Below are 25,124 nucleotides of genomic sequence, written 5' to 3' on the forward strand. Positions count from 1 at the left end.
GGCAGTTGATGCTCATGGTGCGGTGCGCACCGTCCCGGGAGCGGGAGGCGAACGGGCCGTGTCCACCGGAGGGACGGTGCCCCCGCCGGAGGCGAGACGCACCGTATCGTCGGCCTGATAGGTTTCCCGCATGGCCGAGAAGCCCAGCTCCAGCCCCGATTCCACCCGCCGCAGCGAGAAGTCCCGCCGCGCGATCTATGCCGCGGCCCTCGCCCTGGTCGGCGAGGCCGGCTATCCCAGGACCACGATCGAGGGCATCGCGGCGCGGGCCGGAGTCGGGAAGCAGACGATCTACCGGTGGTGGTCGTCGAAAGCCGAGGTGCTGCTGGACGCCTTCCTGGACCTCGGGGAGCAGGCCGCTCGGGCGGCGGGCCAGGAGCCGTACGAGATCCCGGACACGGGGGACCTGGCCACCGATCTGAAGCTGGTGCTGCGCGCCACCGTCGACGAGCTGCTCGACCCCGCCTTCGAGGTGCCCTCCCGCGCCCTGGCCGCCGAGGGTGTCGTGAACGAGCGGCTCGGCGCCGAGTTCGTGGCCAAACTGCTCGAGCCCCAGCTCCAGCTGTACGTGCGGCGGCTGCGTTCGGCGCAGGCCAAGGGCGACGTGCGCCGGGACGTCGACCCCCGGATCGCCCTGGAGCTGTTCGTCTCCCCGCTCGCCCAGCGCTGGCTCCAGCGCACGGCCCCGATCTCGTACGACTACACGGACGCGCTCGTCGACTACGCCCTGCACGGTATCGCCCCCCGCCCAGGGGTGGAGAAATCACCTCACATCATGCAATAACGCCTGATCAGGGTGGGGTGAACGCATCGCCCCACCTACCCCGGTTGTCGGCTCCGGCCACCCGGGGCGCAGGATGGTGGGACCATGGGGCAAGAAGGACGAGTGCACCGAGGCTAGGCGAGGAGATAGATGAGCGCAGAGTTCGGCCGCCGCTCCGGCGCGCAGGGCAGGATCTCCCAGTGGCTGCGCGGACGCAGGCCGAAGGGCCCTGCGGAGACGTCCGAGGGCGGGCGTGAGGCCCTGCTGCTCGCCGCCGCCGCCGCGGGTCTGCCGCTAGCGCAGGCCGCGTACCCGTCCGGCTACCGCTGTTCCTGTGACCGCGTCGGCTGTCCGACCCCCGCGCGCCATCCCATCTCCTTCGCCTGGCAGACACAGTCGACGACCGACCGCGCACAGATCGAGCGGTGGGCCCGGCACCAGCCGAAGGCGAACTTCATCACCGCGACCGGCATGGTGCACGACGTGCTCGACGTCCCGCTGGAAGCCGGACACGAGGCGCTGGAGCGGATGCTGGCCTCCGACCTCGAGGTCGGACCCGTCGCGGAGACCGGCGACGGCCGCATGCTCTTCTTCACCCTCACCCGGGGTACGCCCGAGGACGAGGACGAGTGGTGGCCGTGCGAACTGGACTGCCATCCCGAGACGATGGACGAGCACCCCGGCTTCCGCTGGCACTGCCGCGGCTCGTACGTCCTCGTGCCGCCGGCCCAGCTGCCCGGCGGTCTGAGCGTCGACTGGGTGCGCGGGCCCGAGCATCCGCTGCCGGATCCGCTCACCCTCCTGGAGACCCTCACCGACGCGTGCGCCCGCTATGCCGGGGAGAACGGCGTGGAGCAGCTCGCCGCCTGGCCGCACCGGGGCTGAGACCCCGGCTACTCGCCCTTGGCCCCCGTCAGCCCCTCGATCCGTCCGAGGACCGACACCTGGTCGCCCGAACCCTTCGCCGGGTCCAGGACGACCTGGTTGGAGACGAACTCCAGGGTGAGGGACTGCTTGACCTCACCGGTCGTCAGGGCCTCGACGTCGGCGCTCGGAGCGGGAATCGCGGTGCCCGCGGCGGCGGTCTGCTTCTCGTAGCGCTGCGTGGCGAAGAACACCAGCGCCCCGCCGTCCGTGGTGCGCAGACCCACCGGCGCGTAGGCGCGCGAGGTCAGCGGCTCGTCGATGTACTGCCTGGCGAGGCCGGGCTTGCGGGCGAACTTCTTGCGCTGGGCCCGCCACTGCGAGGTGTGGACGCCCGCGGCGAAGGTGCTGCCGCCCGCCTTCAGATAGGTCGCGTACGTCCGGCCGAGCTTCTCCGGCTCTATCGCGAGCGCCGCGTCGTCGGCCGTGACCGGCTGCGCCCAGCCGTCCTTGTCCTTCGTGAACTTCGGTACGTCACCGGCCCCGAGGACCGTCAGATACGAGGCCTGCCACACCTCGGCGGCGCTGCCCCGGGTGAAGACGAGCAGCCAACGGCTGCCCGGCACACCCTTGTTGGCCGCCGCGTTCGCCACGAACCAGCGCGGCCAGCCCGCCTTCGCCGGTACCGAGTACTCGGCGTCGTCGAACTTCAGCGGTGAATGCGCCGGATTCCCGCCCGGGTTGTTCGTGCGTCCGGCCTTCAGCTTGGCGCCGTCGATGTCCGCGAGCGGACCGGTCACCCGGTCCGCGTCCTTGGAACGGTCGTACGTCTTGTCTGCCTCGTTGTAGGCGGCGGTGAAGTCCTGGAGCGCGCGGGCGGCTTCGGCGGCGGTCGCCGCGGGCACGACCTTTCGCTCGCCGTGCACCACCACGCAGCCGTTCGCCGCCAAGGACAGGACGGTCACCGCCCCCGTGGCCAGGGCGAAACGGATGGGGCTACGTGGCCTTCGTGGGCTGCGACCCGTGCGATCCCTGCTCATCAGGTGCCTTCACCTTCCCCTTCCCGGAGGCGAACCCTACCGGGGCGAGGAAGATCGTGAGCGTCGGCACCAGGTACAGCGCCCACACCGTGACCTGAAGAACGGTCGGGTCGGGCTGGAAGTTGAAGACGCCCTTCAGCAGGGTGCCGTACCAGCTGGTGGGGTCGATCGTGTTGCTGATGTCGAAGGCGAGGTTCGTCAGTCCGGGGACGAAGTCGGCTTCCTGGAGGTCGTGGACGCCGTAGGCGAGGACGCCCGCGGCGACGACGACCAGCATGCCGCCGGTCCAGGTGAAGAACTTGGCGAGGTTGATCCTCAGGGCGCCGCGGTAGAAGAGCCAGCCGAGGAGAACCGCGGTGGCCAGGCCGAGAGCCACGCCGATCAGTGGGCGGGGGGTGCCGTCGCTGGCCGAGTGCACCGACGCCCACACGAACAGGGCGGTCTCCAGGCCTTCACGGCCGACGGCCAGGAACGCCGTCGCGACCAGCGCGCCGGTTCCCATGGCCAGGGCCGCGTCGAGTTTGCCGTGCAGTTCGGACTTCAGGTGCCGGGCGGTGCGCCGCATCCAGAAGACCATCCAGGTGACCAGGCCCACGGCGAGGACCGACAGCGAGCCGCCGAGCGCCTCCTGGGCCTGGAACGTCATCTCCTGGGAGCCGAATTCGAGGGCGCAGCCGAAGCCGAGGGCCACGGCGATCGCGACGCCGATGCCGATCCAGATCGGCTTCAGGGCGTCCCTGCGGCCCGTCTTGACCAGGTAGGCGATGAGGATGCAGACGACGAGGCTGGCTTCCAGACCCTCGCGCAGCCCGATCAGGTAGTTGCCGAACACGGCTACGCCTCCTTGGAGAACAGCGCGCGGCCCCACCAGTCGTCCTTGTCGCGGACGCCGGGCGGGACGGCGAAGACTGCCGAACCCACGTGCTGGATGTACTCGTTGAGCGCGTCGATACGCGACAGGTTGCGCTGCACGGGGATGAATCCCTTGCGCACGTCCCGCTGGTACGCGAGGAAGAACAGGCCCGCTTCGAGCCGGCCGAGACCGTCCGTGCCGTCCGTGAAGGAGTAGCCGCGGCGCAGGATCGTCGCCCCGTCGTTGGAGTGCGGGTGCGCGAGCCGGACATGGGCGTCGGGCTTCATCGCCTTCAGGAACGGCTCGTCGCGCTCCTTGGCCTTGCCGACGGGCGCGCCCTCGCCCTTGTCGCGGCCGAAGATGTCCTCCTGCTCCTGGAGCGAGGTGCGGTCCCAGGTCTCGATGTTCATCCGGATGCGGCGGGCGACGAGGTACGAGCCCCCGTTCATCCAGTCGGGACCGTCCTTCCCGTCCACCCACACGAACTTCTTCAGCCGGTCCGTCTCGGTGCCCGCGATGTTGCGGGTGCCGTCCTTGAAGCCCATCAGGTTGCGCGGGGTCTGCGCGTCCGGAGTCGTCGACGACGTCTTGCCGAAGCCGAGCTGCGACCAGCGTATGGCGACCTTGCCGAAGCCGATGCGGGCGAGGTTGCGGATCGCGTGCACCGCGACCTGCGGGTCGTCCGCGCACGCCTGGATGCACAGGTCGCCGTTGCTGCGGGCCTTGTCCAGGTTGTCGCCCGGGAACTTCGGCAGGTCGACGAGCGCCTCCGGCCGCCGGTCCGCCAGGTCGAACTTCTCGAAGAGCGACGGACCGAAGCCGATCGTCAGCGTCAGCCGGGAGGGCTTGAGTCCCAGCGCCTCGCCGGTGTCGTCCGGCGGTGCCTCGGCCAGACCGCCGTACGCGCCCTCACCGACCGCGTGTCCGGCGGTCATCCGGGCGGCGGCGGCCGTCCAGTCCTTGAGGAGCTGGACGAACGCGGCCCGGTCGTCGGTCTTCACGTCGAACGCGGCGAAGTGCAGCCGGTCCTGCACCGCTGTCGCGATGCCCGACTGGTGTGCGCCGTGGAAGGCGACCGCGGCGCCGGTCTCGGCCGCGGCCGGATCGACGTCGTTGCCGGTACGGGTCATCGCGACGGCGCCGCCGGCCGCGGCGGCACCGAGCGCGAGCCCGGCACCGCCCCAGCCGATCAACGAACGCCGGGACGGCGTGGAGCCGGTGCCGGCCGCCGTGGCGGCCTGCGTGCTGTCGGTGCTGTCCGTGCTGTCCTGGGGGTCCGTCATGGCGTTGCTCCTACTTCACGACGGCGGCGGCGAGCTTGGACAGGGGCTCGGCGAGCGCGTTGACCGCGTCCGAGAGCTCCTTGCGGTCGGCCTTGCCGACCTTGTCGTACGAGGTGAAGTCGTACGAGGTCTTGTCCGTGCGGTACTTGTCGAGCAGCGTGTTCAGCGCGGCGAACTGCTTGTCGAGCTCCGTCGTCAGCGCCGCGTCGTTCTCCGTGGCGACCGGCTTGAGCAGCTCGTACGCTTTCTGCGCGCCCTCGACGTTGCCCTTGAAGTCGCTCAGGTCGGTGTGCGAGTAGCGGTCCTCCTCGCCCGTGACCTTTCCGCTGGCGACCTCGTCCAGCAGCTCCTTGGCGCCGTTGGCCATGGAGGTCGGGGTGATCTCGGCCTTGCCGACCCGCTTCTGCCAGTCGGTCAGGTCCGTGACCAGCCGGCCGGCGAGCTCCTTCTCACGGTCGCCGATCTTCTTGTCCTGCCACAGGGACTTCTCCAGGCGGTGCCAGCCGGTCCAGTCCGTGGCCGGGTCCTGGCCGTCCTCCAGGCCGTCCTCACGGACGTCGACCTTCGGGTCGATGTCACCGAAGGACTCCGCGACCGGCTCCGTGCGCTCCCAGCCCAGACGCGAGGAGGCGAACTCCTTCTTCGCGGCCTCGATGTCACCGGCCTTGACGGCCTTGGCGAACGCCTCGGCCTTCGGCAGCGTGGCGTCGGCCTGCTCCTGCGCGTACTCGCGGTACGCGGCGACGGCCTTGTCCAGACGCGGGTCGCGCTTGGCGACCTTGCCACCGGTGACGGTGAGCTTCTGGCGGACGCCGTGGCCCTTCATGCCCGGGCGGCAGGCGATCTCGTACGAGCCGGCCTTCACCTCGGCGGTCAGCGTGTACTTGGTGCCGGGGCCGATGTTCTCCTTCTCGGAGACGATCCGGTCGTCGGGGAAGACGATCTCGACCTCGGTGGCCTTCGACCCCTTGTTCTCGATCTTCAGCGTGACCTGGCCGGCCGGAACGGTCTTGGCGGAGGTCTCGCACTTCGAGTCCGCGGCGGTCACCTGGATCGCGTCGCCGTTCTTCGCGTCGCTCTTCTCGGTGCAACCCGTGACGGCGGCCAGAGCGGCCGCGGTGGCGGCAGCGGTGACAACGGAGAGTCGGACGGCTCGCATTCAGGCTCCAAGAGAAGTTCGGACAAACCGTACGGTGGGGCCCGTTCGGCATGGTGAGGCTGGCCTAACTTATCTGAGGCTTCCCTCAGTGATACCCAGCCGTGCAGTGATTCAGCTCTCACAGGTGCGGCACAGGAACGGCTTGATCACGGCGACTCAAACCAGACCCCATGGGCAGGTCAAGAGAGAGTCAAGCGTCCCGTTTCGAGGTGATCAGGGCGGCCCCGGTCCTGGGGTGCGGCACCACCTCGACCGGCTGCCGGTAGACGTCGGTCAGAAGCCCGTCGGTGAAGAGATCCGCCGGCCGGCCGTGGGCCGCGACACGACCGGCGCACAGAATCGCGACCCGGTGCGCGTACGCCGCCGCGAGCGCGAGGTTGTGCAACACCACGACCACCGCGTCCCCGGCGTGCGCCCTTTCCCGGCACACCCGCAGCACCAACTCCTGGTGCCGCAGGTCGAGGGCGGCGGTCGGTTCGTCGAGCAGCAGCGGCGGGGCGCGCTGCGCGAGCACCCGGGCGAGCGCGACACGCGCTCGTTCCCCGCCGCTGAGCGCGGCGAACGAGCCCCTGTCGGTCGCGCTGGGCGAGGACGCACAGCTGCCGGACGGGAACGGCGAGTCGGGCTCGGGTTCGGGTGGCTCCGGCGGTTCATCGGGCACCACCGGCGGCGCGGGGACGACCGGGTCCACGACGGGCGGTGTGAGCGGCGCGCCCGCTTCCACCGGTTCGCAGCTGCCGGCCGGCGCGCTGGGGGCCGCGGCCGCGGTGACCGCCGCGGTGGGCGCCGGTGTGGTGTTCGCGATGCGCAGGCGGCGTACGGAGTAGTCCGCCGGAGACCCGGCCGCCCGCCCCCGACGCCGCTCCACATGACCACGGAGCTGCCGGGGGCGGGCGGCCCCAGCGGAACGGGCATACGGAACCGATACGCGGAACAGGCGTGCGGAACGGGTGTGCGAGTGGGTGTGCGAAGTGGGCTTACGGGGACACGGTGGCCCGGCCGCCGTAAGAGCCCGTCCGTCCGCGCACCCGGCCGTTCCCCGGCGGTCCCCCGGCTGGGAGGCGCGTGCCGCGCGGGTGGTGTTTGAATGCCGGAGTGACTGACTACGACGTGCTGCGGGTCTTCTGCGGACCAGGCGGCGGGTATGGCAATGAACTCGGTGTCGTGCGCGAGGGCTCGGTGATGCCGGACCGCGCGGAGCGGCAGGAGTTCGCCGCGAAGCTCGGCTTCAGCGAGACGGTGTTCGTCGACGACCCCGAGCGCGGGGTCATCGACATCTACACCCCGGCGCTGCGGCTGCCGTTCGCGGGACACCCGTGCGTCGGGGCGGGCTGGCTGCTCGACGTGCCCGAACTGGTCACGCCCGCCGGTGCGGTGGGGGTCCGGCTGGACGGCGAGTTCAGCTGGATCGAGGCGCGGGCCGAGTGGGTGCCGCCGCGGACGCTCCGGCGGTACGCGTCCGCCGCCGAGGTCGAGGCGCTGGAGGTGCCGCCGTCGGGGGAGTGGATCTATGCCTGGGCCTGGGAGGACGAGGCCGGCGGCAGGGTTCGGGCCCGCGCGTTCCCCGGCCGGAACGACGGCATCGAGGAGGACGAGGCCACCGGGGCGGCGGCGCTGCTGCTGACCCGGCAACTCGGCCGGGCTCTCAACATCACCCAGGGCAGGGGCTCCCAGATCCTCACGGCTCCCCAGCCGAACGACTGGGTCGAAGTGGGCGGCCGGGTCCACCTGGAACGCTGAGCACCCGGCCAGAAACACGGACGCGAGTCACGGAGCGAGGGCCGCGGGGGTCTAGGTGCCCCGTCAGGGGCGCGAGGAACTGCGCGATCAGCCCCCCACCGGCCCGCGGCTGTGTATGCCAGGGTGGTGTCCGGAGGAGTGTCGGAGCCGCTCGGTGCGAGCTACGTGCCCCGTCAGGGGCGGGGGGAACTGCGCGACCAGCCCCCACCGGGCCGCGGCCGTGTACGCCACGTGATTCCCCCGGAGCGATCCGGGATCCGGGGCAAGGGCCCGGGGGGAACCCCGGGCCCGGCAGCGGATGATCACGCGGTCAGCGGGAACTCCTCACCGAGGGCCCTGAACACCCCGGTGTTCAGGGCGAACGCCCGCTTGCACTCCGCCACGATCCGCTGCCTCTCCAGATCGTCGGCCAGGACCCCGTCCAGCAGTTCGCGATAACTCCGCTTGAACGCGGCCGGGTTGGAGATGTCCCCGAAGACGTAGAAGCGGACGCCGTCCCCCTTGCGGCTGAAGCCCCAGGTCTGCTCCGCCTTGCCGCGGATGATCTGGCCGCCGGAGAGGTCGCCCAGGTACCGGGTGTAGTGGTGGGCGACATAGCCGCCCGGCCACTCCCGGGCGCACTGCGCGACCCGGTCCGCGTACGCGCGGGTCGCGGGCAGCGCGGTGAGCGTCTCGCGCCAGTCGGGGCCCCGGAGATGGGCCAGGTCGCGCTCGAGAGCGGTGCGCCGCAGCAGCTCGGGCCGCAGGAAGGGCCCGGCCACCGGATCGGCGGCCAGCCGCTCGGTGTCCGCCTCCAGCGCCTCGTACACGAACCACAGTTGCTCGGTGTAGCGCGCGTACGCCTCGACGCCGAGCCGGCCGCCGAGCAGGTCGCTCATGAACGTCGAGGTCTCCGCCTCGGTGTGCTGCTCGTGCGAGGCGGTGCGGATGAGCGTCGAGAAGGGCGTGCTCGTGGTGTCCGGCGCGCTCGTCGCGGCCGACGTGTCCGACGCGTTCATGGGGCCTCCGGAGCCGCTGAGGAAGGGCGAGAGCTGTTGCAAGGTCATGCGCATCTTCTATGGTTAGGCTTACCTAAGTCAACAGCCTTCCCGACATCCTGTCGGTAAAACCGTACCCCGATTCCCGGTCGCTTCCACATGAGAAAGCCCGCCCTGTGGACAGGGCGGGCTCTGACGGCTCGGGAACTCCGGACGGCTACGGCAGGGTGAGGATCTCCGCACCGCTCTCGGTGACCACGAGGGTGTGCTCGAACTGCGCCGTGCGCTTCCGGTCCTTCGTCACGACCGTCCACCCGTCGTCCCACATGTCGTACTCGTGCGTACCGAGCGTGAGCATGGGCTCGATGGTGAAGGTCATCCCGGGCTGGATGACGGTGGTCGCGTGGGGGCTGTCGTAGTGCGGGACGATCAGCCCGGAGTGGAACGACGAGTTGATCCCGTGCCCGGTGAAGTCCCGGACGACCCCGTACCCGAACCGCTTCGCGTACGACTCGATGACGCGCCCGATGATGTTGATCTGGCGGCCCGGCCTGACGGCCTTGATCGCGCGGTCGAGGGACTCACGGGTCCGCTCGACGAGCAGCCGCGACTCCTCGTCGACGGCGCCGACCGGGTAGGTCGCGTTGTTGTCGCCGTGCACGCCGCCGATGTACGCCGTCACGTCGAGGTTGATGATGTCGCCGTCACGCAGGACCGTGGAGTCCGGGATGCCGTGGCAGATGACCTCGTTGACCGAGGTGCACAGCGACTTGGGGAACCCGCGGTAGCCGAGGGTCGACGGGTAGGCGCCGTGGTCGCACATGTAGGCGTGGGCCACCCGGTCCAGCTCGTCCGTCGTGACACCCGGCGCGATGAGCTTCGCGGCCTCGGCCATCGCCTGCGCGGCGATCCGCCCGGCGATCCGCATCGCCTCGATCGTCTCGGGCGTCTGCACCTCCGGGCCGGTGTACGGCGTGGGGGCGGGCTTTCCCACGTACTCGGGACGCCTGATGTTTCCCGGCACGGGACGGGTGGGGGAGAGCTCCCCTGGTACGAGCAGCGACTGGCCAGACATGGCAGCGAGTCTAACCAGCGGGCATGGGGGAACATGTCCTAGGCGAAAGGAGCTGGTGATGGCCCTGTTCAAGAAGCGGACGGTCGGCAAGCCCGGCGAGTGGTACTACTGCCTGGAGCACAAGAAGGTCGAGGAAGGCCCCGAGTGCCCGGCCAAGGACCGCTTCGGCCCGTACACCACCCGCGGGGAGGCCGAACACGCGATGGACCTCGCGCGCGAACGGAACCTCGAGTGGGAGACGGACCCGAAGTGGCACGACGCGTCGGGCAAGGCGCCGGGCTCCGAGGACGACTGAGACACCGGGCGAGGGCTGAGGACTGCGGGGCTGCGACCGCCCCGGGCCCGGGGGCGGTCGTGGGCGACCCGGACCGGGCGAGGAGTCGTACACGTCCCCTCAGGAAGCGGTCACCGGAGGCGCGGGCGGGAGGTTCTCCGCCCGCGCGGACCGCATCCGCAGCCGCGTGCTCGTCGGTGCGGTCGTCGTACGACATCAGCTTCGCGAGGCCGACGGCGAGCAGCCCCACCGCCCCGACGCAGAGCGCCCCGTCACCGGCGGGGGAGAGCCCTCGGCCGTCACCAGCGGGGGCGGGCCCCCTGGGCCGCCATCAGCAGGCGCGCGCTCCCTGGGCCGCCTGCGCATGGGACTGCCCCGCGCAATCAGTGACGGGAGGCCGCCCCGGCGTCGGACCCGCGGAGATCCCTGGGCCGTCACCGGCCGGAGTCGGCTTCCGCTACCACCGGTACGACGGTGGGGCCGTCAGTTGGTCCGCGAAGCGGGACAGGCGGTCGCGGAAGCGGCGTCGCCCCCGGGGTGAGGGCAGCGCGTTCTCCCCGGCCGCCGCGCTGACCAGATGCTGCACGGTGTCGAGATCGAGCTCGGGGTCCGGCGGCACGGCGAGCGACTCGTGGGCCAGCGCCGGCAGCTCACCGTCCCCCGGGGACAGGGCCAGAACCGTCGCCCCGGCCCGCCGGGCGTCGTGCACCCGCTCCAGCAGCGGCGCCCCGGGCGCGTCCGGCGCCACCACGAGCAGTGTCTCGCCGCGCCGTGCCGCCTCGATCCGTCCGAGCCCCACCGCCAGATGAGCCGGATCGGACCCCCGCGCCCCGTGCCGCACCAGCGTCGGCGACAGCTCCGGCGTCCCCGACCACGCCGCCTCGTCCACGAGATGCGCCGCGAGGTGCCAGGGCTCGTACTCCTCCGAACCGACCAGCAGCAGCCCGCCGCCGTACGACACCACGGACCCCCGCAGCGTTCCGCCGAACCGCCGTGTCGCACCCAGCCATTCGGTCCCGGCAAGCACTTCGCGCAGCAACGCGACCCGTACGGCATCCATGGCCGCATCCTGCCGCAACCTGCCACTCGTGACCGGGAGTTCACCACGAATTCGCCCAAGTTGGGCAGAAGTCCGCACCACTGACCCCACGAGCAACCACAGGAGGGAGCCCGACCATGACGGAGTCGAGCGCCGAGCCCAGCACCGGTACGGGCCCCGGGGCGAACACGGAGACGACCGCCGAGACCAGTGGGGATGCGGCTACGAGTGGCGAGCTGAGCGTTCCCTTCCGGTCCGGGCGCGAGGGCTACGCGAGCTTCCGGATCCCCGCCGTCGTCGCCACCGGAACCGGCACCCTGCTGGCCTTCTGCGAGGGCAGAGTCGGTTCCGCGCAGGACCACGGCGACATCGACATCGTGCTCAAGCGGTCGGTGGACGGCGGCCGTACCTGGGGCCCTCTCCAGGCCGTCGCCAAGAACGGCGTCAACCTCGCCGGCAACCCCGCGCCCGTCGTCCTCGACACCGGCCGCGTCCTGCTCGTCCACGTCCGCAGCGCGGCCTCCGCCTCGGAGGACGCCCTGCTGCGCGGCAAGGTGAAGGCGGCCGACGGGCGGCGCGTGTGGGTGCAGCACAGCGACGACGACGGGCTCACCTGGTCGGCCCCGAAGGAGATCACCGGGCAGGTGAAGAAGGCCGGTTGGCGGTGGTACGCCACCACGCCCGGGCACGCCCTCCAGCTCGGCTCCGGCCGGGTGCTGGTCCCCGGCAACCACACCCTGCCGCCCACGGGTACGGACAACGGCACCGAGGCGAAGTACAACAGCGGCCACTGCCTGCTCAGCGACGACCGCGGCGCGACCTGGTACCTCGGCTACCTCGACGAGAACACCAACGGCTATGTCAACGTCAACGAGACCACCGCGGCCGAACTCCCCGACGGCCGCGTCTACTTCAGCAGCCGCAACGACTCCCCCTCGCCCGGCAACCGCGCCGACGCCCATTCCCGCGACGGCGGCAGAACCCTGGTCAAGCCGTTCCGCCCGCAGGCCGGCCTCGTCACCCCCGTCGTCCAGGGCAGCCTCCTGCAGCTCCGCGACCCCGACCTGCTCCTGTACTCCGGGCCCGCGGATCCTGCGTTCCGCGCCCTGATGACCATCCGTGCCTCGGCCGACGGCGGCACCACCTGGCGGTCCGCGCACACGGTGGACGGGCTGCCCGCCGCGTACTCCGATCTCGTGCGCGTCGACGCCACGACCGTCGGACTCCTCTACGAGACGGGTGACTTCGGTGCCTACGAGACGATCACCTTCCGGCGCGTCCCGGTGACCGCGCTCGGGTGACCGCAGTCACCCGGGGAGCGCGGCCACCTGAGACGCACGGCCCCCACGCGCGCACGTAAAGTCGGCCCATGACCTCTACTGACAGTGCACAGAAGGCCCCCGCCAAGGACCCCTGGGACCTGCCCGACGTGTCCGGGCTCGTCGTCGGCGTACTCGGTGGCACCGGTCCGCAGGGCAAGGGCCTCGCCTACCGGCTCGCCAAGGCAGGGCAGAAGGTGATCATCGGCTCGCGCGCCGCGGACCGTGCGCGGAGCGCGGCCGAGGAGCTCGGCAACGGTGTGGAGGGAGCCGACAACGCGGAGACCGCGCGACGCAGCGACATCGTGATCGTCGCCGTGCCGTGGGAAGGTCACGGCAAGACCCTCGAATCGCTGCGCGAGGAGCTGACCGGAAAGCTCGTCGTCGACTGCGTGAACCCGCTCGGCTTCGACAAGAAGGGCGCCTACGCGCTGAAGCCGGAGGAGGGCAGCGCCGCCGAACAGGCCGCCGCCCTGCTGCCCGGCTCCCGGGTCACCGCGGCCTTCCACCACCTCTCCGCCGTGCTGCTCGCGGACCCGGAGATCGAGGAGATCGACACCGATGTGATGGTCCTCGGCGAGGAGCGGGCGGACGTCGAGATCGTCCAGGCCCTCGCGGGCCGTATCCCCGGTATGCGGGGCGTCTTCTCCGGCCGCCTGCGCAACGCCCACCAGGTCGAGGCCCTGGTCGCCAACCTGATCTCGGTGAACCGCCGCTACAAGGCACACGCGGGTCTGCGGGTGACGGACGTATAGGTCGCGTGGGGGACACTGGTCGAAAGCAGTGTCCCCCCGACAGGAGCCGACCCCATGCCCCGCCTCGCTCTCTACGCCCTCGCCGTCTGTGTCCTCTCCGTGGCCGCGGCCGTCGTCTCGTTCGTCCAGGGCAGCTGGCTGGGCATCGTGTGGGTGCTGATCGCGGGCCTGTCGTCGAACATGACCTGGTACTACGCGCGGCGCGGCCGGGCGTAGCAGCCGGTCGGGACTCCGGACAGGTCAGGAGTTCAGGCCGGTCAGGACTTCAGGCAGATGTCGTTGTTCTCCTGCCAGAAGCGGTAGAGCCACTGGCCGCAGTCCGCTTCACCCGGGCCGATGCCCAGGCCGCGCAGGACGGCATCGATGATGTCGAAGAACTCGCGGTTCACCGACGGGATCCACAGCACCGCGAACACCGCGAGCAGACCGAACGGCGCGAACGGCTCGACCTGCCGGCGGACGCCGTACGACAGCCAGGGCTCGATCACGCCGTAGCCGTCCAGGCCCGGGACCGGCAGGAAGTTCAGGATCGCGGCCGTGACCTGGAGCAGCGCGAGGAACGCCAGTGCGTAGCGGAAGGCGTCCGGGACTCCGTCCAGGGCGTGCAGCCAGAACGGCGCCGTGCACACGACGGCGAACAGGACGTTCGTCAGCGGGCCCGCCGCCGAGATCAGGCTGTGCTTCCAGCGGCCCTGGATCCGGTCCCGCTCGATGAAGACCGCCCCGCCGGGCAGACCGATTCCCCCCATGATCACGAAGATCACCGGCAGCACGATGCTCAGCAGGGCGTGGGTGTACTTCAGCGGGTTCAGGGTCAGATAGCCCTTGGCGCCGATCGAGATGTCGCCGCTGTGCAGGGCGGTGCGGGCGTGCGCGTACTCGTGGAGGCAGAGCGAGACGATCCAGGCGGCCGTCACGAACAGGAAGACCGCCATACCGGGCAGCTCGGCGAATCCGGTCCAGGTCGCCCAGCCGGTCACCGCCGTGACAGCCACGATCCCGACGAAGACGGGGCTGATCCTCCGGTCGCTGCGGCGGGTCGCGGCGGTGGTCATGGGGCTCCCTGGACTGGCTGGGCTGATGCAGGTGTGCTCGGGCCTGCCCGACCGTACCGGGCTCATGCCGAAAACGTCTCGCCATCGGGCATTGGTTCCGGGGAGGGTGGGGGGATGGGGGCGATGGCGGGCGTTCTCCGCGGACCGGCGGACGGAGCGCTGTGGTACCCCTTCGATACCCCCTTCGGTACCCGCTTCTCGGCCGGCGACGAGGTGAGCCCGGTCGCTCCCGCCGCACGGTCCGTACGATCCACCTGGTGCACCAGGACTTCGCGGGGACCGAGCCCGGCTCGCGCACCTGGGTACCGGTGCCCGCGTCGCGGTCGCCGGCGGCCGTGGACGGGAGCCCCCGGTGGTTCGGCGAGGGCCGGGCCGGAGCCCTCGCCGAACTCGACGTACCCGACCCCCGCACCTGACGTCACCGGAGACAATGGACCCCGTGCGCTATCGCATCCTCGGTACCACCCAGGCACTCCGCCCCGACGGCACGCCCGTCCCGGTCGGCGGCGCGCGGCTGCGTGCCCTGCTGACCGTCCTCGCGCTGCGGCCCGGACGGACCGTTTCGGCGGCCGTCCTGGTCGGCGAAGTGTGGGACGGCGACCCGCCCGCGGACGCGCCCGGCGCGCTGCAGGCGCTGGTCGGGCGGCTGCGCAGGGCGCTCGGGGTGGGCGCGGTGGAGTCGGTGGACGGCGGTTACCGGCTGGCGGCGTCCACCGACGACATCGACCTGCACCGGTTCGAGCGGCTGGCGGGCGAGGGCACCCGCGCCCTCGCCGACGGCGACGCCGCCAAGGCGGCCGTCGTCCTGGAGGACGCCCTCGCCCTGTGGCACGGCCCGGTCCTCGCCGACCTCCCGGACCGTGCCGCCGAGTCGGCCCGCTGGGAGACCCGCCGTCTCGACGTCCGCCGTGCCCGCCTAGCCTCGGCCCTCGCCCTCGGCCACGCCGAACAGGCCCTGCCCGAGCTCACCGCCCTCTGCGATCTGCACCCGCTCGACGAGCCGCTCCACGTCCTGCGGCTGCGGGCCCTCCGCGACGCGGGCCGGCCCGCCGAGGCCCTCGCCGCCTACGAGTCCGTACGCGCCCTCCTCGCCGACCGGCTGGGCTCGGACCCGGGTCCGGAGCTGCGTTCCCTGCACGCGGAACTGCTGGCCGGACCCCGGAACCGGTCAAGCGCCCACGGCTGGGCAGACGCGCGTTCCGGCACCGGAACACCCAGCTCCGCCGGGCCCGCCTCCGCCGAAGGCGCCCTCACCCCGGCCACGGACACCGCGGCCCCGGCCGAGGGCATCGGCGTCGGCACCGGCGGCGCCTCGGGCATCGGAGTGGCACGCGCGGGCGCCGAACACCTGGTCCCGGACGTCCGGCACCGGGCTCCGGACGCCGATCACACGGCCCTGGACGCCCCCGGACCCGCCGAAGGCGAAGCCGCCCTCCCGGGCCCGGCGGACACCATCCGTACCCGCCCCGCGTCACCGCCGCCCGGTAACCTCCGGGCCCGGCTCACGTCCTTCGTGGGGCGGGAGCCCGACATCGATGCCATCCGGGGCGATCTCGCGGGGGCCCGGCTCGTGACGTTGCTCGGGCCCGGTGGGGCGGGCAAGACACGGCTGTCCCAGGAGGTGGCCGAGGCTTTGGCCCCCACCCTGCGGGACGGGGTGTGGCTGGCCGAACTGGCACCGGTGGACGACCCGAAGGCCGTACCCGAAGCGGTGCTGACCGCCGTCGGCGCCCGCGAGACCGTGCTGCGCGGAGCCGGTGCCGAGGAGTTGCGGGCCGTGGCCGACCGGCACGACGACGCGCTCACCCGGCTCGCCGAACACTGCGCCAAGCGCCGGATGCTGATCGTCCTCGACAACTGCGAGCATGTGGTCGAAGCCGCCGCGCACCTCGCCGAGGCGCTGCTGGAGCGCTGTCCGGGACTGACCGTGCTCGCCACCAGCCGCGAACCCCTCGGCGTACCGGGGGAGTTGCTGCGTCCGGTGGATCCGCTTCCGGAGCCCGTCGCGCTGCGGCTGCTCGCCGACCGGGGAGCCGCCGCCCGGCCCGGTTTCCGCGTGGAGGACGACCATGAGGCTGCCGCGGAGATCTGCCGGCGCCTCGACGGCCTCCCGCTCGCCATCGAACTCGCCGCCGCCCGGCTGCGGATGCTCACCCCGCGCCAGATCGCCGACCGGCTCGACGACCGGTTCCGGTTGCTCACCTCGGGCAGTCGCACCGTGCTGCCCCGGCAGCAGACCCTGCGCGCCGTCGTCGACTGGTCCTGGGACCTGCTCGACGAGGTCGAACGGGACGCCCTGCGGCGGCTGTCCGTCTTCGCGGGCGGCTGCGACCTCGCCGCCGCCGAGGCCGTCTGCGGCGGGGCGGCGCTGGATGTCCTCGGCTCGCTCGTCGACAAGTCCCTTGTCGTCGCGGCCCCTTCGGGCGAGGGGGAGATGCGCTACCGGCTGCTGGAGACCGTCGCCGAGTACGCGGGGGAACGCCTCGACGAGTCCGGCGCCCGCCACACCACCGAGCGCGCCCACCTCACGTACTACCGCGAACTCGCGCGCACCACCGACCCCCTGCTGCGCGGTCCCGAACAGCGTTACGCGATCGACCTCATCGAGCGCGAGTACGAGAACCTGCGCACCGCCCTGCGGCACGCGGTCGCCGAACGCGACGAGCAGGAGGCGCTGTGCATGGTGCTCTCGCTGACCTGGTACTGGCAGATCCGCGACCAACGCCTCGACGCCCGCGCCTGGTCCCGCGAGGTGATGGCCCTCGGCCCCGACCCCTTCGCGCCGCCCGCGCGCCCGGCCGCCGCGCTGTACGAGCGCTGCACGGACTTCCCGCCGCCGATGCGCGAGGAGGTCCTCGAAGAGGCCCGGCGCGGTGTTCACCTCGTCCATCTCGCCTATATGGACATGGACATGGGGGCCTGGCAGACCCCGGAGGCGCAGGAGAAGCTCCGCATCATCGGCGCGACCTACGAGCCCGGCATGCCGCAGACCTGCCGTACTCCCGGCTACCTCTGGTTCTACGCCGTGCTGCTCACCGGCACGATGGAACGCTTCACCGAGGTGATCAACAAGACGGTCAGCACCTGCCGCGAACTCGGCTACGACTGGGAACTGGCCACTGCCCTCCAGATGCGCGCCAACATCCTCGCCAACCGCGCCGACATGGCGGGCGACGCCACGGTGGACGCCGACGAGGCACTGGAACTCTTCGTCCGCATCGGTGACGCGTGGGGCGCCGCCGAATCGCTCTCCGCGCGCGGCGAGGCCCATGAACGCAAGGGCGACTACCGGGCCGCCGCCGCGGACTACGCGGAAGCGGAGAAGTACGCCGAGCGGCTGGGTGCCCGCGCCCAGAGGGCGGTGCTCAACGTCCGGCTCGGCGGCATGTACATCGAGCTGGGGGACCCCGAGCGCGGTGAGCGGATGATCCGCGAGGTCCTGGCGACCGGACACGGTGCCCACAACGAGGCCATGCCGGCGGCCCATCTCTTCCTCGCGACCTGGCTCGGCCGCAGCGGCCGGGTCGCCGAGGGGCGCGAGCAGATACGGCTGCTCCGCCAGGACTTCGGGGCCGGTTCCTTCGTCGTCTTCGACGGGTTCATGCTCGGCATCGAGGCCTGGCTGGACGCGATCGACGGGCGGAGCGAAAGCGCCCTGGACAAGGCGCGCCTGGCGATGGCACGGTCCACCGACCGGCTGTCGCGGATGATCGCGCCGCACATGCCCTCCGCCCATCTGACCACGGCCGCCATCGCCCTCGCCGATCTGGACGGCGGCCGTCGCGCCCGTGACGCGGCCCGGCTGCTGGGCGCCGCGGACGCGCTGCTGCCACCGGGCCACTTCGCCGGTCCCATGGAGGCGGAGGTGCGCGCACAGGCCGAGACGGGCGTGCGGGCCCTGCTCGACGACGGGGTGTACGAGGCGGCATACGCGGAGGGCGGCGGCTTCTCCGAGGAGGAGGCCGCCGCCCTCATCTGAGGCGCGGACGCGCCCGGTGCGCGATGGTCCCGGTGCGCGGGACCCGGGCCGAACGTCAGCTCTTGGTACGGAACTTGTGAATGGCGACGGGTGCCATCACCACGGTCAGGGCCAACGACCAGCCCAGCGTCACCCACAGGCCGTGCGCGACCGGGCCGCCCACCATCAGCCCGCGCGCGGCGTCCGCCAGGGCGGAGAGCGGGTTGTACGCGGTGAAGTTCTGCAGCCAGCCCGGCATCGACTTGGTCGGCGCGAAGATGGACGATCCGAACTGGAGCGGCATCAGCACCAGGAAGCCCATCGCCTGTACGGACTGCGCGCTCTTCATGATCACGCCGAGGGTGAGGAACACCCACATCAGGGCCGAGCCGAACAGTGCGGACAGACCCACGGAGGCGAACAGGCCGGGCCAGTTGGTGATGTCGAAGCCGACCAGGACGCCGACGACCATGAGGACCGCGGTCGCGATGAGCATCCGCATCACTTCCACCGCGATCTTGGCGAACAGCACCGAGCCGCGCCCGATCGGCAGGGACCGGAACCGGTCCATGACACCGGAGTTGAAGTCGGTGTTGAAGCCGGTGCCCACTCCCTGGGCCATGTTCATGCCCATCATGGCCATCAGGCCGGGCACCACGTACTGCACGTACGCCTGCTGGCCGCCACCGAGCGACTGCCCGATGGAGCCGCCGAAGACGTAGACGAACAGCAGCGTGAAGATGACCGGGAACAGGATGGCGTCGAACATCGACTCCGGGTCCTGGCGGATCCACAGCAGGTTGCGGCGGATCAGCGCGCCGGTGTGGCGCAGATGGGAGCGCAGCGGGATCGGCGCGTCGGAGACGACGTCGGGCGGGGTGACGGTGGCGGCGCTCATACGGCGACCTCCTCGCGGGAGTTGGCAGGCATGGCGTCCTGCGGGGCACTGGCCTTGTGGCCGGTGAGGGAGAGGAACACCTCGTCCAGACTGGGCAGTTCGGTGGAGATGGAGGCGATCGTGATGCCGCGCGCGGTGACCGCGCCGACCACGGCGGTGAGTTGCTCGTCGCTGAGGATCGGGACCAGCACGCTGCCGGTCTCGCTGTCCACGATCGTCGTGGCGAGGCCGGTGAGCCCCAGGTCGTCGAACATGGCGGCCAGCGGGCGCAGTTGCAGCGGGTCGACCGGGCGGATCCGCAGCGTCCGGCCGCCGACGCGCGCCTTCAGCTCGTCGACCCGGCCGTTCGCGATGACCTTGCCGCGGTCGATGACCGTCAGCTCGGAGGCCAGTTGCTCGGCCTCCTCCATGTACTGGGTGGTGAGCAGCACGGTGACGCCGTCGGCGACCATGCGCTTGACCTCCTGCCACACCTCGTTGCGGGTGCGCGGGTCGAGGCCGGTCGTCGGCTCGTCCAGGTACAGCACGGCCGGGCTGCCGATCATCGAGGCGGCGAGGTCGAGCCGGCGGCGCATACCGCCGGAGTACGTCGACGCGGGGCGCTTGGCGGCTTCGGTGAGGGAGAAGCGCTCCAGGAGCTCGTCGGCCCGCCGGCGGGCGTCCTTGCGGGGCAGGTCGAGCAGCCGGCCGATCATGTAGAGGTTCTCCCAGCCGGGGAGCTTCTCGTCGACCGAGGCGTACTGGCCGGTGAGCCCTATCACCCGGCGCAGCTGCCGGGGCTGCTTCAGCACGTCGTATCCGGCGACCGTGGCCTGGCCGGAGTCAGGGGTGATGAGGGTGGACAGGCAGCGGACGAGGGTGGTCTTGCCGGCGCCGTTGGGACCCAGTACACCGAGGACGGTGCCCTCGCGCACATCCAGGTCGACACCGTCCAGCGCCTTGGTCTCGCCGTAGTGCTTGACCAGCCCCCGTACGCTGACGGCGCTGCGGCCGGTCGCAGCTTGCCGGGGCGTCTTGTCGATTCGCGTCATGTCCGTCAAGGTGTCAGCCGCCACCGACAAACGACCGACAGGATGCCTACAGGTTCCGACCGTTACCGATAGGTCGCCGACAGTCGACCGACAGGACGCGGAGAGGGGGCGGAAAGGCGACAACCCGCCGACGGGGGAAGATCGGCGGGTTGCCTTGGTGCCGCAGTGGCTCGGGGGCCCCGGTGGGCCTCGGTGGGCCTAGTGGACGGAGTGCTCGTCCAGCGGGAACGTCCCGCCGACCACGTCCTCGGCGAACTCCTTCGCCGCGTCGCCCATGACGCGGCGCAGGTCGGCGTACTGCTTGACGAACTTCGGCACCTTGCCGCCGGTCAGGCCGAGCATGTCGGTCCACACCAGGACCTGCGCGTCGGTCTCGGGACCCGCGCCGATGCCGACGGTCGGGATGTGCAGGGTGCGTGTGACCTCGCCGGCGAGCTCCGCCGGGACCAGTTCGAGGACGACGGCGAAGGCGCCCGCGTCCTGGACCGCCTTGGCGTCCCGCAGCAACTGGTGCGCGGCCTCCTCGCCCCGGCCCTGCACGCGGTAGCCCATGGAGTTCACGGACTGCGGGGTCAGGCCGATGTGGGCCATCACCGGGATGCCGGACTCGACCAGCAGCTCGATCTGACGGTGCGAGCGCTCGCCGCCCTCCAGCTTCACCGCTCCCACCCCGGCCTCCTTGACCAGGCGGGTCGCCGAGCGCAGCGCCTGCACCGGACCCTCCTGGTAGGACCCGAAGGGCAGGTCGCCGACGATCAGGGCGCGACTGGTGCCCCGTACGACCGCGGCGGACAGCATGGTCATCTCGTCCATGGTGACGGGGACGGTCGTCTCGTACCCCAGGTGGCAGTTGCCCGCCGAATCGCCGACGAGCATGACCGGGATGCCGGCCTCGTCGAAGACGGACGCGGTCATCGCGTCGTAGGCGGTGAGCATGGGCCACTTCTCGCCGCGCTCCTTGGCGGCGGTGATGTCGCGCACCGTGATACGGCGAGTGCTCTTGCCCCCGTACAGCGCCTTGTCGGCGGTGGCCTTGAGGGCACCCTCCGCAGGCTGCTTCGGGGCAGCCGAAAGCTGCGTCATCGCAACGGCTCCTTCTGTCATCTCGAGGCACCCTGACGGCGTCCCCGGATCACCTCCATGGTGGCATCTCGTGCCACGCGGGGCTAGACCGGGCCCGGGGACCTCCGTGTCGCTCTCGCCACGCCCGCCCAGCCCGGCCGGCCGTCTCCGACCGGAGACCTGGGTCTCTTCGTAAGTTCTGTGTAAAGCCTTTCCAATACGATACGGTGCCGTATCGTATTGGTCCTAGGGTGTTCGTCATGACAACTTCCGCTCCTCCGCCCGATCGACGCGTGCCCGAGGCGGTGCACCGGCGCCGCTGGGCGATCCTCGGCGCGCTCATGCTGAGCCTGCTCATCGTGGTGCTCGACAACTCCATCCTGAACGTCGCGATCAAGACGATCTCGACCCCGGCGCCCACCGGCCTCGGCGCCACGCAGGGTGAGCTGGAGTGGGCCATCAACGCCTACACCCTGGTCTTCGCCGGGCTTCTGTTCACCGCGGGCCTCCTCGGTGACCGGCTCGGTCGCAAGAAGGTGCTGCTCGGCGGTCTCGCCGTGTTCGGCCTCGGGTCGGCGCTGGCCGCCGAGTCCGGCTCGCCGGTCCAGCTCATCGTGTTCCGCGCGCTGATGGGTCTCGGCGCCGCCTTCGTCATGCCCGCCACCCTGGCCGTCCTGATGAACGTCTTCGAGCGCGACGAGCAGCCCAAGGCCATCGGCATCTGGGCCGGCGGCGTCGGCCTCGCCATCGCGATCGGCCCGATCACCGGCGGTGTCCTGCTCGACCACTTCTGGTGGGGCTCGGTGTTCCTCATCAATGTGCCGATCGTGCTGCTCGCGATAGCCCTGATGATCTGGCTGGTCCCGGACTCGCGCGACCCGAACCCGGGCCGCCTCGACCCGGGCGGTGTCGTCCTCTCCATCATCGGCCTCGTCCTGCTCGTCTACGGCATCATCAAGGGCGGCCAGCTAGCCGACTTCACCGACCCGCGGGTCCTCGCGACCATCGGCGCGGGACTCGTGGTCCTCATCGGTTTCGTCATGTTCGAGAAGCGCAGCGACCACCCGTCCATCGATGTGACGTACTTCAAGAACAAGGTCTTCTCGGCGGCGATGTCGGCCATCGCGCTGGTCTTCTTCGCACTGATGGGCGTGACCTTCTTCTCGGTCTTCTACACGCAGAGCGTCCGCGGCTACTCGCCGCTGCAGACCGGCCTGTTGATGCTGCCGCTGGCCGTGGCCCAGATCATCTTCGCGCCGCGCGCCCGGCTGGTCGTCGACCGCTTCGGAAACCGCGCCACCTGCACGGCGGGCCTGGTGATCATCGCCGCGACGCTGGCCGCGTTCGCCACGCTGGAGGCGGACACGCCGATCTGGCTTCTCGAGGTCATCTTCTTCCTGATGGGCACCGGCATGGCGCACATCATGACCCCGACCAGCGTCGTCATCATGCAGGCGCTGCCGCGCGAGAAGGCCGGCTCCGCGTCCGCGCTCAGCAACACCTTCCGCCAGGTCGGCGGTGCCCTCGGCATCGCGGTCCTCGGTTCCGTGCTCTCCACGGCCTACCGCAACGGCATCGAGGACAAGCTCGGCCTCGTCCCGGCGCCCCTGCGGCACACCGCGGGCGAGTCCATCGAGGCCACCCTCGGGGTCGCCGCCAAGCTCGGCCCGCAGGGCAAGGCACTGATCGACCCGGCGAACGACGCCTTCCTGCACGCCATGCACGTCACCGCCCTGTGCGGCGCGGGTGTCGCGGTCATCGGCGCGGTGGTCGTCGCCCTGTTCCTGCCCGGCCGTCCGGCGGCCCCGCGCGAGGGCAAGGACGAGGCCGAGCTGGTGACGGCGGACCTCGGACAGGACTGACAGTGCCGTTCGGGACCGTGGGCACCCCTCACCGGGTGCCCACCGTCGCCGTACACCAGGGAGAATGACACCAGGTCGACGATGAGAACGGAGTTCGACGTGAGCCTCGCGGACAGCCGAGACAGGCAGGGGTGCCCCGCCCGGGGCCGCCCCCGGAGCGAGGCTGTGGAGCGCGCCATCATCGAGGGCGTCATGGAACTCCTGGAGGAAGGAGTTCCGCTCGCGGACATCTCCATCGAGCGTCTCGCCCGCACCGTCGGCGTCGGCAAGGCGACGATCTACCGCCGCTGGAGCGGCAAGGACGAGTTGTTCGTCGACGTGCTGCGCGCCGCCGAGCCCGCGGATCCCGAACTCCCCGGCGTCTCCATGCGCGACGACCTCGTCGTCCTGCTGGAGTCGCTTCGCCGGCGCGGCCTGGTCAGCCGCTCCTCGGCGATCCTGCACAACGTGCACGCGCAGATGAAGAGCAGCCCCAAACTGTGGGCCGCGTACGACGCCATGGTCATCGCCCCGAGGCGCCAGCTGGGCTACGAGGTGCTGCGCCGCGGACAGGAGAACGGCGAACTCCGCGACGACGTCGACATCGAGCTGCTCAACGACATGTTCGTCGGCCCGATGCTCGTCCGGAGCGTCATGCGCCCGGACACCGAGCTTCCCGAGGGTCTCGCCGAACGGATCGTCGACACGCTGCTGGAGGGCCTGCGCCCCGCCCGGCCGTGACGCGCCCGGTTTCTGACGGGTCGAATGTGCGTGTTTCGTCACAGAGGGCGCATCACGGGCCCGTACGTGGAACTCCGGGCGGGAAGTTGAACGTCCCCTTGCCTGTACGGCCGTCACGGACGGCGAGAACGACACCGAACATCCCCTAGGGTCGTAGTCGAGGGGCAGACGGTGCGCACGGCATTTTGTGAGGCGACGGTATGGCGCAGGCGTATATGACGGAGACGGGCAGCGGCGGCCAGGAGCCGGACCGCAGAGAGCCCCGGCTTCGACGCCTGCTCGACGGCTGGCGCGGCGACCGCGGCATCTGGCGGCGCGGGCTGATCCTCGCCGCGATCGCGCTCCTGCTCGCCCTGGTGATGCTGACGCACGCGCAGATCCCGAACCGGATCGGCAACCTCGGCAGCCTCACCGAGACGTTCCTGCCGTGGCTCGGGGTGTTCATCCCGGTCCTGCTGGTCCTCGCCTTCGTGCGGAAGTCCGCCAGTGCCCTGATCGCCGTGCTGCTGACGGGCGTGGTCTGGCTGAACCTCTTCGGCGGACTGCTCACCGACAAGACCGGTGCCGGCGGCGACCTGACGGTGGCCACCCACAACGTCAACGCCGACAACCCGGACCCCTCCGGCACCGCCCGTGACGTGGCCGCCTCCGGTGCCGACGTGCTGGCGCTGGAGGAGCTGACGGCCTCGGCCGTGCCGGTGTACGAGAAGGCGCTCGCGTCGACGTACAAGTACCACTCGGTGCAGGGCACCGTCGGGCTGTGGAGCAAGTACCCGCTCAGTGCGGCCCGGCCGGTGGACATCAAGCTCGGCTGGACGCGCGCCATGCGGGCGACCGTGACGGCGCCGGCCGGCCGGGTCGCGGTGTACGTGGCCCATCTGCCCTCGGTGCGGGTGAAGATGGAGGCCGGGTTCACCGCCCGGCAGCGCGACAAGAGCGCGGACGCGCTGGGCGAGGCGATCGCCGGCGAGCCCGTGAAGCAGGTCGTCCTGCTCGGTGACCTCAACGGCACGATGAACGACCGGGCGCTCAACGCCGTCACCGCGCAGATGCGCTCCACGCAGGGCGCGGCGGGAACCGGCTTCGGGTTCAGCTGGCCGGCGTCGTTCCCGATGGCCCGCATCGACCAGATCATGGTCAGGGACATCGAGCCGGTGACCTCGTGGACCCTGCCCGAGACCGGCAGCGACCACCTCCCGGTCGCGGCGCGCGTCAAGCTGGACGCAACCGCTTCTTAACCCTCTGGAACACCTCCCGGAATACTCTGCCGGGCAGGATTTGTTCAGCGACTGAACTTAATGTTTGGATCGACCCGTGACCCGCGCACATCGCTGTGCGCGGGCGCGTCCGTGCGCACCCCCGTATCCCGCGTGCCGCCGGCGCCCGCACGCGGCCCC

At 71.2% G+C, this 25,124-nt stretch carries 24 protein-coding genes; 12 read left to right on the plus strand and 12 right to left on the minus strand.

Annotated features, from left to right (window positions below):
- Nucleotides 1-130: 130 nt before the first annotated feature.
- Together ACWD68_RS11610 and ACWD68_RS11615 are read left to right on the plus strand one after the other, a co-directional pair.
- Nucleotides 131-784, plus strand: coding sequence for a TetR/AcrR family transcriptional regulator (locus ACWD68_RS11610; RefSeq protein ID WP_451806235.1), 654 nt, complete (start codon nucleotides 131-133; stop codon nucleotides 782-784).
- 129 nt (nucleotides 785-913) lie between these two features.
- On the plus strand, nucleotides 914-1,648 hold the full coding sequence (locus ACWD68_RS11615) for a bifunctional DNA primase/polymerase (protein WP_451806236.1): 735 nt from the start codon (nucleotides 914-916) through the stop codon (nucleotides 1,646-1,648).
- A gap of 8 nt (nucleotides 1,649-1,656) precedes the next feature.
- On the opposite strand, the gene ACWD68_RS11620 is transcribed toward ACWD68_RS11615, so the two are convergent.
- From ACWD68_RS11620 to ACWD68_RS11640, 5 genes are all read right to left on the minus strand, one after another.
- Nucleotides 1,657-2,667 carry a hypothetical protein gene (locus ACWD68_RS11620; protein ID WP_451806237.1) on the minus strand — a complete coding sequence of 337 codons (1,011 nt, stop codon included), beginning with the start codon at nucleotides 2,665-2,667 and terminating at the stop codon, nucleotides 1,657-1,659.
- A complete protein-coding gene (gene efeU, locus ACWD68_RS11625; protein WP_451806238.1) occupies nucleotides 2,624-3,499 on the minus strand; it encodes an iron uptake transporter permease EfeU in 876 nt (291 codons plus the stop codon). The genes ACWD68_RS11620 and efeU overlap by 44 nt, the downstream gene beginning before the upstream one ends.
- Nucleotides 3,500-3,501: 2 nt before the next feature.
- Nucleotides 3,502-4,803: an iron uptake transporter deferrochelatase/peroxidase subunit gene (efeB, locus tag ACWD68_RS11630; protein ID WP_451806239.1), complete on the minus strand. Its 1,302-nt coding sequence runs from the start codon at nucleotides 4,801-4,803 to the stop codon at nucleotides 3,502-3,504.
- Nucleotides 4,804-4,813: 10 nt separating this feature from the next.
- Nucleotides 4,814-5,962 (minus strand): iron uptake system protein EfeO, encoded by a 1,149-nt coding sequence (gene efeO, locus ACWD68_RS11635; RefSeq protein ID WP_451806240.1) that lies wholly within the window; start codon nucleotides 5,960-5,962, stop codon nucleotides 4,814-4,816.
- A gap of 190 nt (nucleotides 5,963-6,152) precedes the next feature.
- Nucleotides 6,153-6,899: an ATP-binding cassette domain-containing protein gene (locus ACWD68_RS11640; protein ID WP_451806302.1), complete on the minus strand. Its 747-nt coding sequence runs from the start codon at nucleotides 6,897-6,899 to the stop codon at nucleotides 6,153-6,155.
- Between the two features lie 158 nt (nucleotides 6,900-7,057).
- Here ACWD68_RS11640 and ACWD68_RS11645 point away from each other — a divergent pair, with 158 nt between their 5' ends.
- Entirely contained in the window at nucleotides 7,058-7,702 is a 645-nt protein-coding gene (locus tag ACWD68_RS11645; RefSeq protein ID WP_451806241.1) for a PhzF family phenazine biosynthesis protein, read from the plus strand.
- Nucleotides 7,703-8,004: 302 nt separating this feature from the next.
- On the opposite strand, the gene ACWD68_RS11650 is transcribed toward ACWD68_RS11645, so the two are convergent.
- Nucleotides 8,005-8,700 (minus strand): biliverdin-producing heme oxygenase, encoded by a 696-nt coding sequence (locus ACWD68_RS11650; protein ID WP_451806303.1) that lies wholly within the window; start codon nucleotides 8,698-8,700, stop codon nucleotides 8,005-8,007.
- 196 nt (nucleotides 8,701-8,896) lie between these two features.
- The gene (gene map, locus ACWD68_RS11655) at nucleotides 8,897-9,754 is read right to left on the minus strand and encodes a type I methionyl aminopeptidase (protein WP_451806242.1); all 858 of its coding nucleotides are present in this window, start codon (nucleotides 9,752-9,754) and stop codon (nucleotides 8,897-8,899) included.
- 58 nt (nucleotides 9,755-9,812) lie between these two features.
- Between map and ACWD68_RS11660 the strand changes: the two genes are divergently transcribed.
- Nucleotides 9,813-10,049 carry a hypothetical protein gene (locus tag ACWD68_RS11660; RefSeq protein WP_451806243.1) on the plus strand — a complete coding sequence of 79 codons (237 nt, stop codon included), beginning with the start codon at nucleotides 9,813-9,815 and terminating at the stop codon, nucleotides 10,047-10,049.
- Nucleotides 10,050-10,485: 436 nt separating this feature from the next.
- On the opposite strand, the gene ACWD68_RS11665 is transcribed toward ACWD68_RS11660, so the two are convergent.
- Complete coding sequence (locus ACWD68_RS11665; protein ID WP_451806244.1) at nucleotides 10,486-11,088, minus strand: hypothetical protein; 603 nt, start codon at nucleotides 11,086-11,088, stop codon at nucleotides 10,486-10,488.
- A 116-nt stretch (nucleotides 11,089-11,204) separates the two neighbouring features.
- Between ACWD68_RS11665 and ACWD68_RS11670 the strand changes: the two genes are divergently transcribed.
- The 3 genes from ACWD68_RS11670 (at nucleotide 11,205) to ACWD68_RS11680 (ending at nucleotide 13,357) form a co-directional block, all read left to right on the plus strand.
- Entirely contained in the window at nucleotides 11,205-12,368 is a 1,164-nt protein-coding gene (locus tag ACWD68_RS11670; RefSeq protein WP_451806245.1) for a sialidase family protein, read from the plus strand.
- Nucleotides 12,369-12,436: 68 nt separating this feature from the next.
- A complete protein-coding gene (npdG, locus tag ACWD68_RS11675; protein WP_451806246.1) occupies nucleotides 12,437-13,141 on the plus strand; it encodes an NADPH-dependent F420 reductase in 705 nt (234 codons plus the stop codon).
- Between the two features lie 54 nt (nucleotides 13,142-13,195).
- Nucleotides 13,196-13,357, plus strand: coding sequence for a hypothetical protein (locus ACWD68_RS11680; protein ID WP_266758085.1), 162 nt, complete (start codon nucleotides 13,196-13,198; stop codon nucleotides 13,355-13,357).
- Nucleotides 13,358-13,398: 41 nt separating this feature from the next.
- Here ACWD68_RS11680 and ACWD68_RS11685 read toward each other — a convergent pair whose 3' ends face one another.
- Nucleotides 13,399-14,196, minus strand: a complete 798-nt coding sequence (locus tag ACWD68_RS11685) for a site-2 protease family protein (RefSeq protein ID WP_451806247.1) — start codon at nucleotides 14,194-14,196, stop codon at nucleotides 13,399-13,401.
- A 257-nt stretch (nucleotides 14,197-14,453) separates the two neighbouring features.
- Here ACWD68_RS11685 and ACWD68_RS11690 point away from each other — a divergent pair, with 257 nt between their 5' ends.
- Together ACWD68_RS11690 and ACWD68_RS11695 are read left to right on the plus strand one after the other, a co-directional pair.
- Nucleotides 14,454-14,612 carry a hypothetical protein gene (locus ACWD68_RS11690; protein WP_451806248.1) on the plus strand — a complete coding sequence of 53 codons (159 nt, stop codon included), beginning with the start codon at nucleotides 14,454-14,456 and terminating at the stop codon, nucleotides 14,610-14,612.
- A gap of 14 nt (nucleotides 14,613-14,626) precedes the next feature.
- Nucleotides 14,627-18,175, plus strand: a complete 3,549-nt coding sequence (locus ACWD68_RS11695; protein ID WP_451806249.1) for an AfsR/SARP family transcriptional regulator — start codon at nucleotides 14,627-14,629, stop codon at nucleotides 18,173-18,175.
- Nucleotides 18,176-18,230: 55 nt separating this feature from the next.
- Here ACWD68_RS11695 and ACWD68_RS11700 read toward each other — a convergent pair whose 3' ends face one another.
- From ACWD68_RS11700 to panB, 3 genes are all read right to left on the minus strand, one after another.
- Nucleotides 18,231-19,052 carry an ABC transporter permease gene (locus tag ACWD68_RS11700; RefSeq protein ID WP_451806250.1) on the minus strand — a complete coding sequence of 274 codons (822 nt, stop codon included), beginning with the start codon at nucleotides 19,050-19,052 and terminating at the stop codon, nucleotides 18,231-18,233.
- Nucleotides 19,049-20,083 carry an ATP-binding cassette domain-containing protein gene (locus tag ACWD68_RS11705; RefSeq protein ID WP_451806251.1) on the minus strand — a complete coding sequence of 345 codons (1,035 nt, stop codon included), beginning with the start codon at nucleotides 20,081-20,083 and terminating at the stop codon, nucleotides 19,049-19,051. The genes ACWD68_RS11700 and ACWD68_RS11705 overlap by 4 nt, the downstream gene beginning before the upstream one ends.
- A 198-nt stretch (nucleotides 20,084-20,281) precedes the next feature.
- Entirely contained in the window at nucleotides 20,282-21,166 is an 885-nt protein-coding gene (panB, locus tag ACWD68_RS11710) for a 3-methyl-2-oxobutanoate hydroxymethyltransferase (protein WP_451806252.1), read from the minus strand.
- A gap of 239 nt (nucleotides 21,167-21,405) precedes the next feature.
- Between panB and ACWD68_RS11715 the strand changes: the two genes are divergently transcribed.
- The 3 genes from ACWD68_RS11715 (at nucleotide 21,406) to ACWD68_RS11725 (ending at nucleotide 24,965) form a co-directional block, all read left to right on the plus strand.
- Nucleotides 21,406-23,007 carry an MFS transporter gene (locus tag ACWD68_RS11715; RefSeq protein ID WP_451806253.1) on the plus strand — a complete coding sequence of 534 codons (1,602 nt, stop codon included), beginning with the start codon at nucleotides 21,406-21,408 and terminating at the stop codon, nucleotides 23,005-23,007.
- A gap of 99 nt (nucleotides 23,008-23,106) precedes the next feature.
- On the plus strand, nucleotides 23,107-23,727 hold the full coding sequence (locus ACWD68_RS11720; RefSeq protein ID WP_451806304.1) for a TetR/AcrR family transcriptional regulator: 621 nt from the start codon (nucleotides 23,107-23,109) through the stop codon (nucleotides 23,725-23,727).
- A 200-nt stretch (nucleotides 23,728-23,927) separates the two neighbouring features.
- Nucleotides 23,928-24,965: an endonuclease/exonuclease/phosphatase family protein gene (locus tag ACWD68_RS11725; RefSeq protein ID WP_451806254.1), complete on the plus strand. Its 1,038-nt coding sequence runs from the start codon at nucleotides 23,928-23,930 to the stop codon at nucleotides 24,963-24,965.
- Nucleotides 24,966-25,124: the final 159 nt, after the last annotated feature.

The organism is Streptomyces sp. NPDC005141 (assembly GCF_053599975.1).

What these genes read in the sequence shown, in the direction of transcription:
- ACWD68_RS11725 (WP_451806254.1), top strand. Translation starts at nt 23,928, where the DNA reads ATGGCGCAGGCGTATATGACGGAGACGGGCAGCGGCGGCCAGGAGCCG.
- map (WP_451806242.1), bottom strand. Translation starts at nt 9,754, where the DNA reads ATGTCTGGCCAGTCGCTGCTCGTACCAGGGGAGCTCTCCCCCACCCGT.
- ACWD68_RS11685 (WP_451806247.1), bottom strand. Translation starts at nt 14,196, where the DNA reads ATGACCACCGCCGCGACCCGCCGCAGCGACCGGAGGATCAGCCCCGTC.
- ACWD68_RS11670 (WP_451806245.1), top strand. Translation starts at nt 11,205, where the DNA reads ATGACGGAGTCGAGCGCCGAGCCCAGCACCGGTACGGGCCCCGGGGCG.
- efeB (WP_451806239.1), bottom strand. Translation starts at nt 4,803, where the DNA reads ATGACGGACCCCCAGGACAGCACGGACAGCACCGACAGCACGCAGGCC.
- panB (WP_451806252.1), bottom strand. Translation starts at nt 21,166, where the DNA reads ATGACGCAGCTTTCGGCTGCCCCGAAGCAGCCTGCGGAGGGTGCCCTC.
- ACWD68_RS11715 (WP_451806253.1), top strand. Translation starts at nt 21,406, where the DNA reads ATGACAACTTCCGCTCCTCCGCCCGATCGACGCGTGCCCGAGGCGGTG.
- ACWD68_RS11705 (WP_451806251.1), bottom strand. Translation starts at nt 20,083, where the DNA reads ATGACGCGAATCGACAAGACGCCCCGGCAAGCTGCGACCGGCCGCAGC.
- ACWD68_RS11620 (WP_451806237.1), bottom strand. Translation starts at nt 2,667, where the DNA reads ATGAGCAGGGATCGCACGGGTCGCAGCCCACGAAGGCCACGTAGCCCC.
- ACWD68_RS11665 (WP_451806244.1), bottom strand. Translation starts at nt 11,088, where the DNA reads ATGGATGCCGTACGGGTCGCGTTGCTGCGCGAAGTGCTTGCCGGGACC.
- ACWD68_RS11650 (WP_451806303.1), bottom strand. Translation starts at nt 8,700, where the DNA reads ATGAACGCGTCGGACACGTCGGCCGCGACGAGCGCGCCGGACACCACG.
- ACWD68_RS11660 (WP_451806243.1), top strand. Translation starts at nt 9,813, where the DNA reads ATGGCCCTGTTCAAGAAGCGGACGGTCGGCAAGCCCGGCGAGTGGTAC.
- ACWD68_RS11610 (WP_451806235.1), top strand. Translation starts at nt 131, where the DNA reads ATGGCCGAGAAGCCCAGCTCCAGCCCCGATTCCACCCGCCGCAGCGAG.
- ACWD68_RS11680 (WP_266758085.1), top strand. Translation starts at nt 13,196, where the DNA reads ATGCCCCGCCTCGCTCTCTACGCCCTCGCCGTCTGTGTCCTCTCCGTG.
- efeO (WP_451806240.1), bottom strand. Translation starts at nt 5,962, where the DNA reads ATGCGAGCCGTCCGACTCTCCGTTGTCACCGCTGCCGCCACCGCGGCC.
- npdG (WP_451806246.1), top strand. Translation starts at nt 12,437, where the DNA reads ATGACCTCTACTGACAGTGCACAGAAGGCCCCCGCCAAGGACCCCTGG.
- ACWD68_RS11700 (WP_451806250.1), bottom strand. Translation starts at nt 19,052, where the DNA reads ATGAGCGCCGCCACCGTCACCCCGCCCGACGTCGTCTCCGACGCGCCG.
- ACWD68_RS11695 (WP_451806249.1), top strand. Translation starts at nt 14,627, where the DNA reads ATGGACCCCGTGCGCTATCGCATCCTCGGTACCACCCAGGCACTCCGC.
- ACWD68_RS11615 (WP_451806236.1), top strand. Translation starts at nt 914, where the DNA reads ATGAGCGCAGAGTTCGGCCGCCGCTCCGGCGCGCAGGGCAGGATCTCC.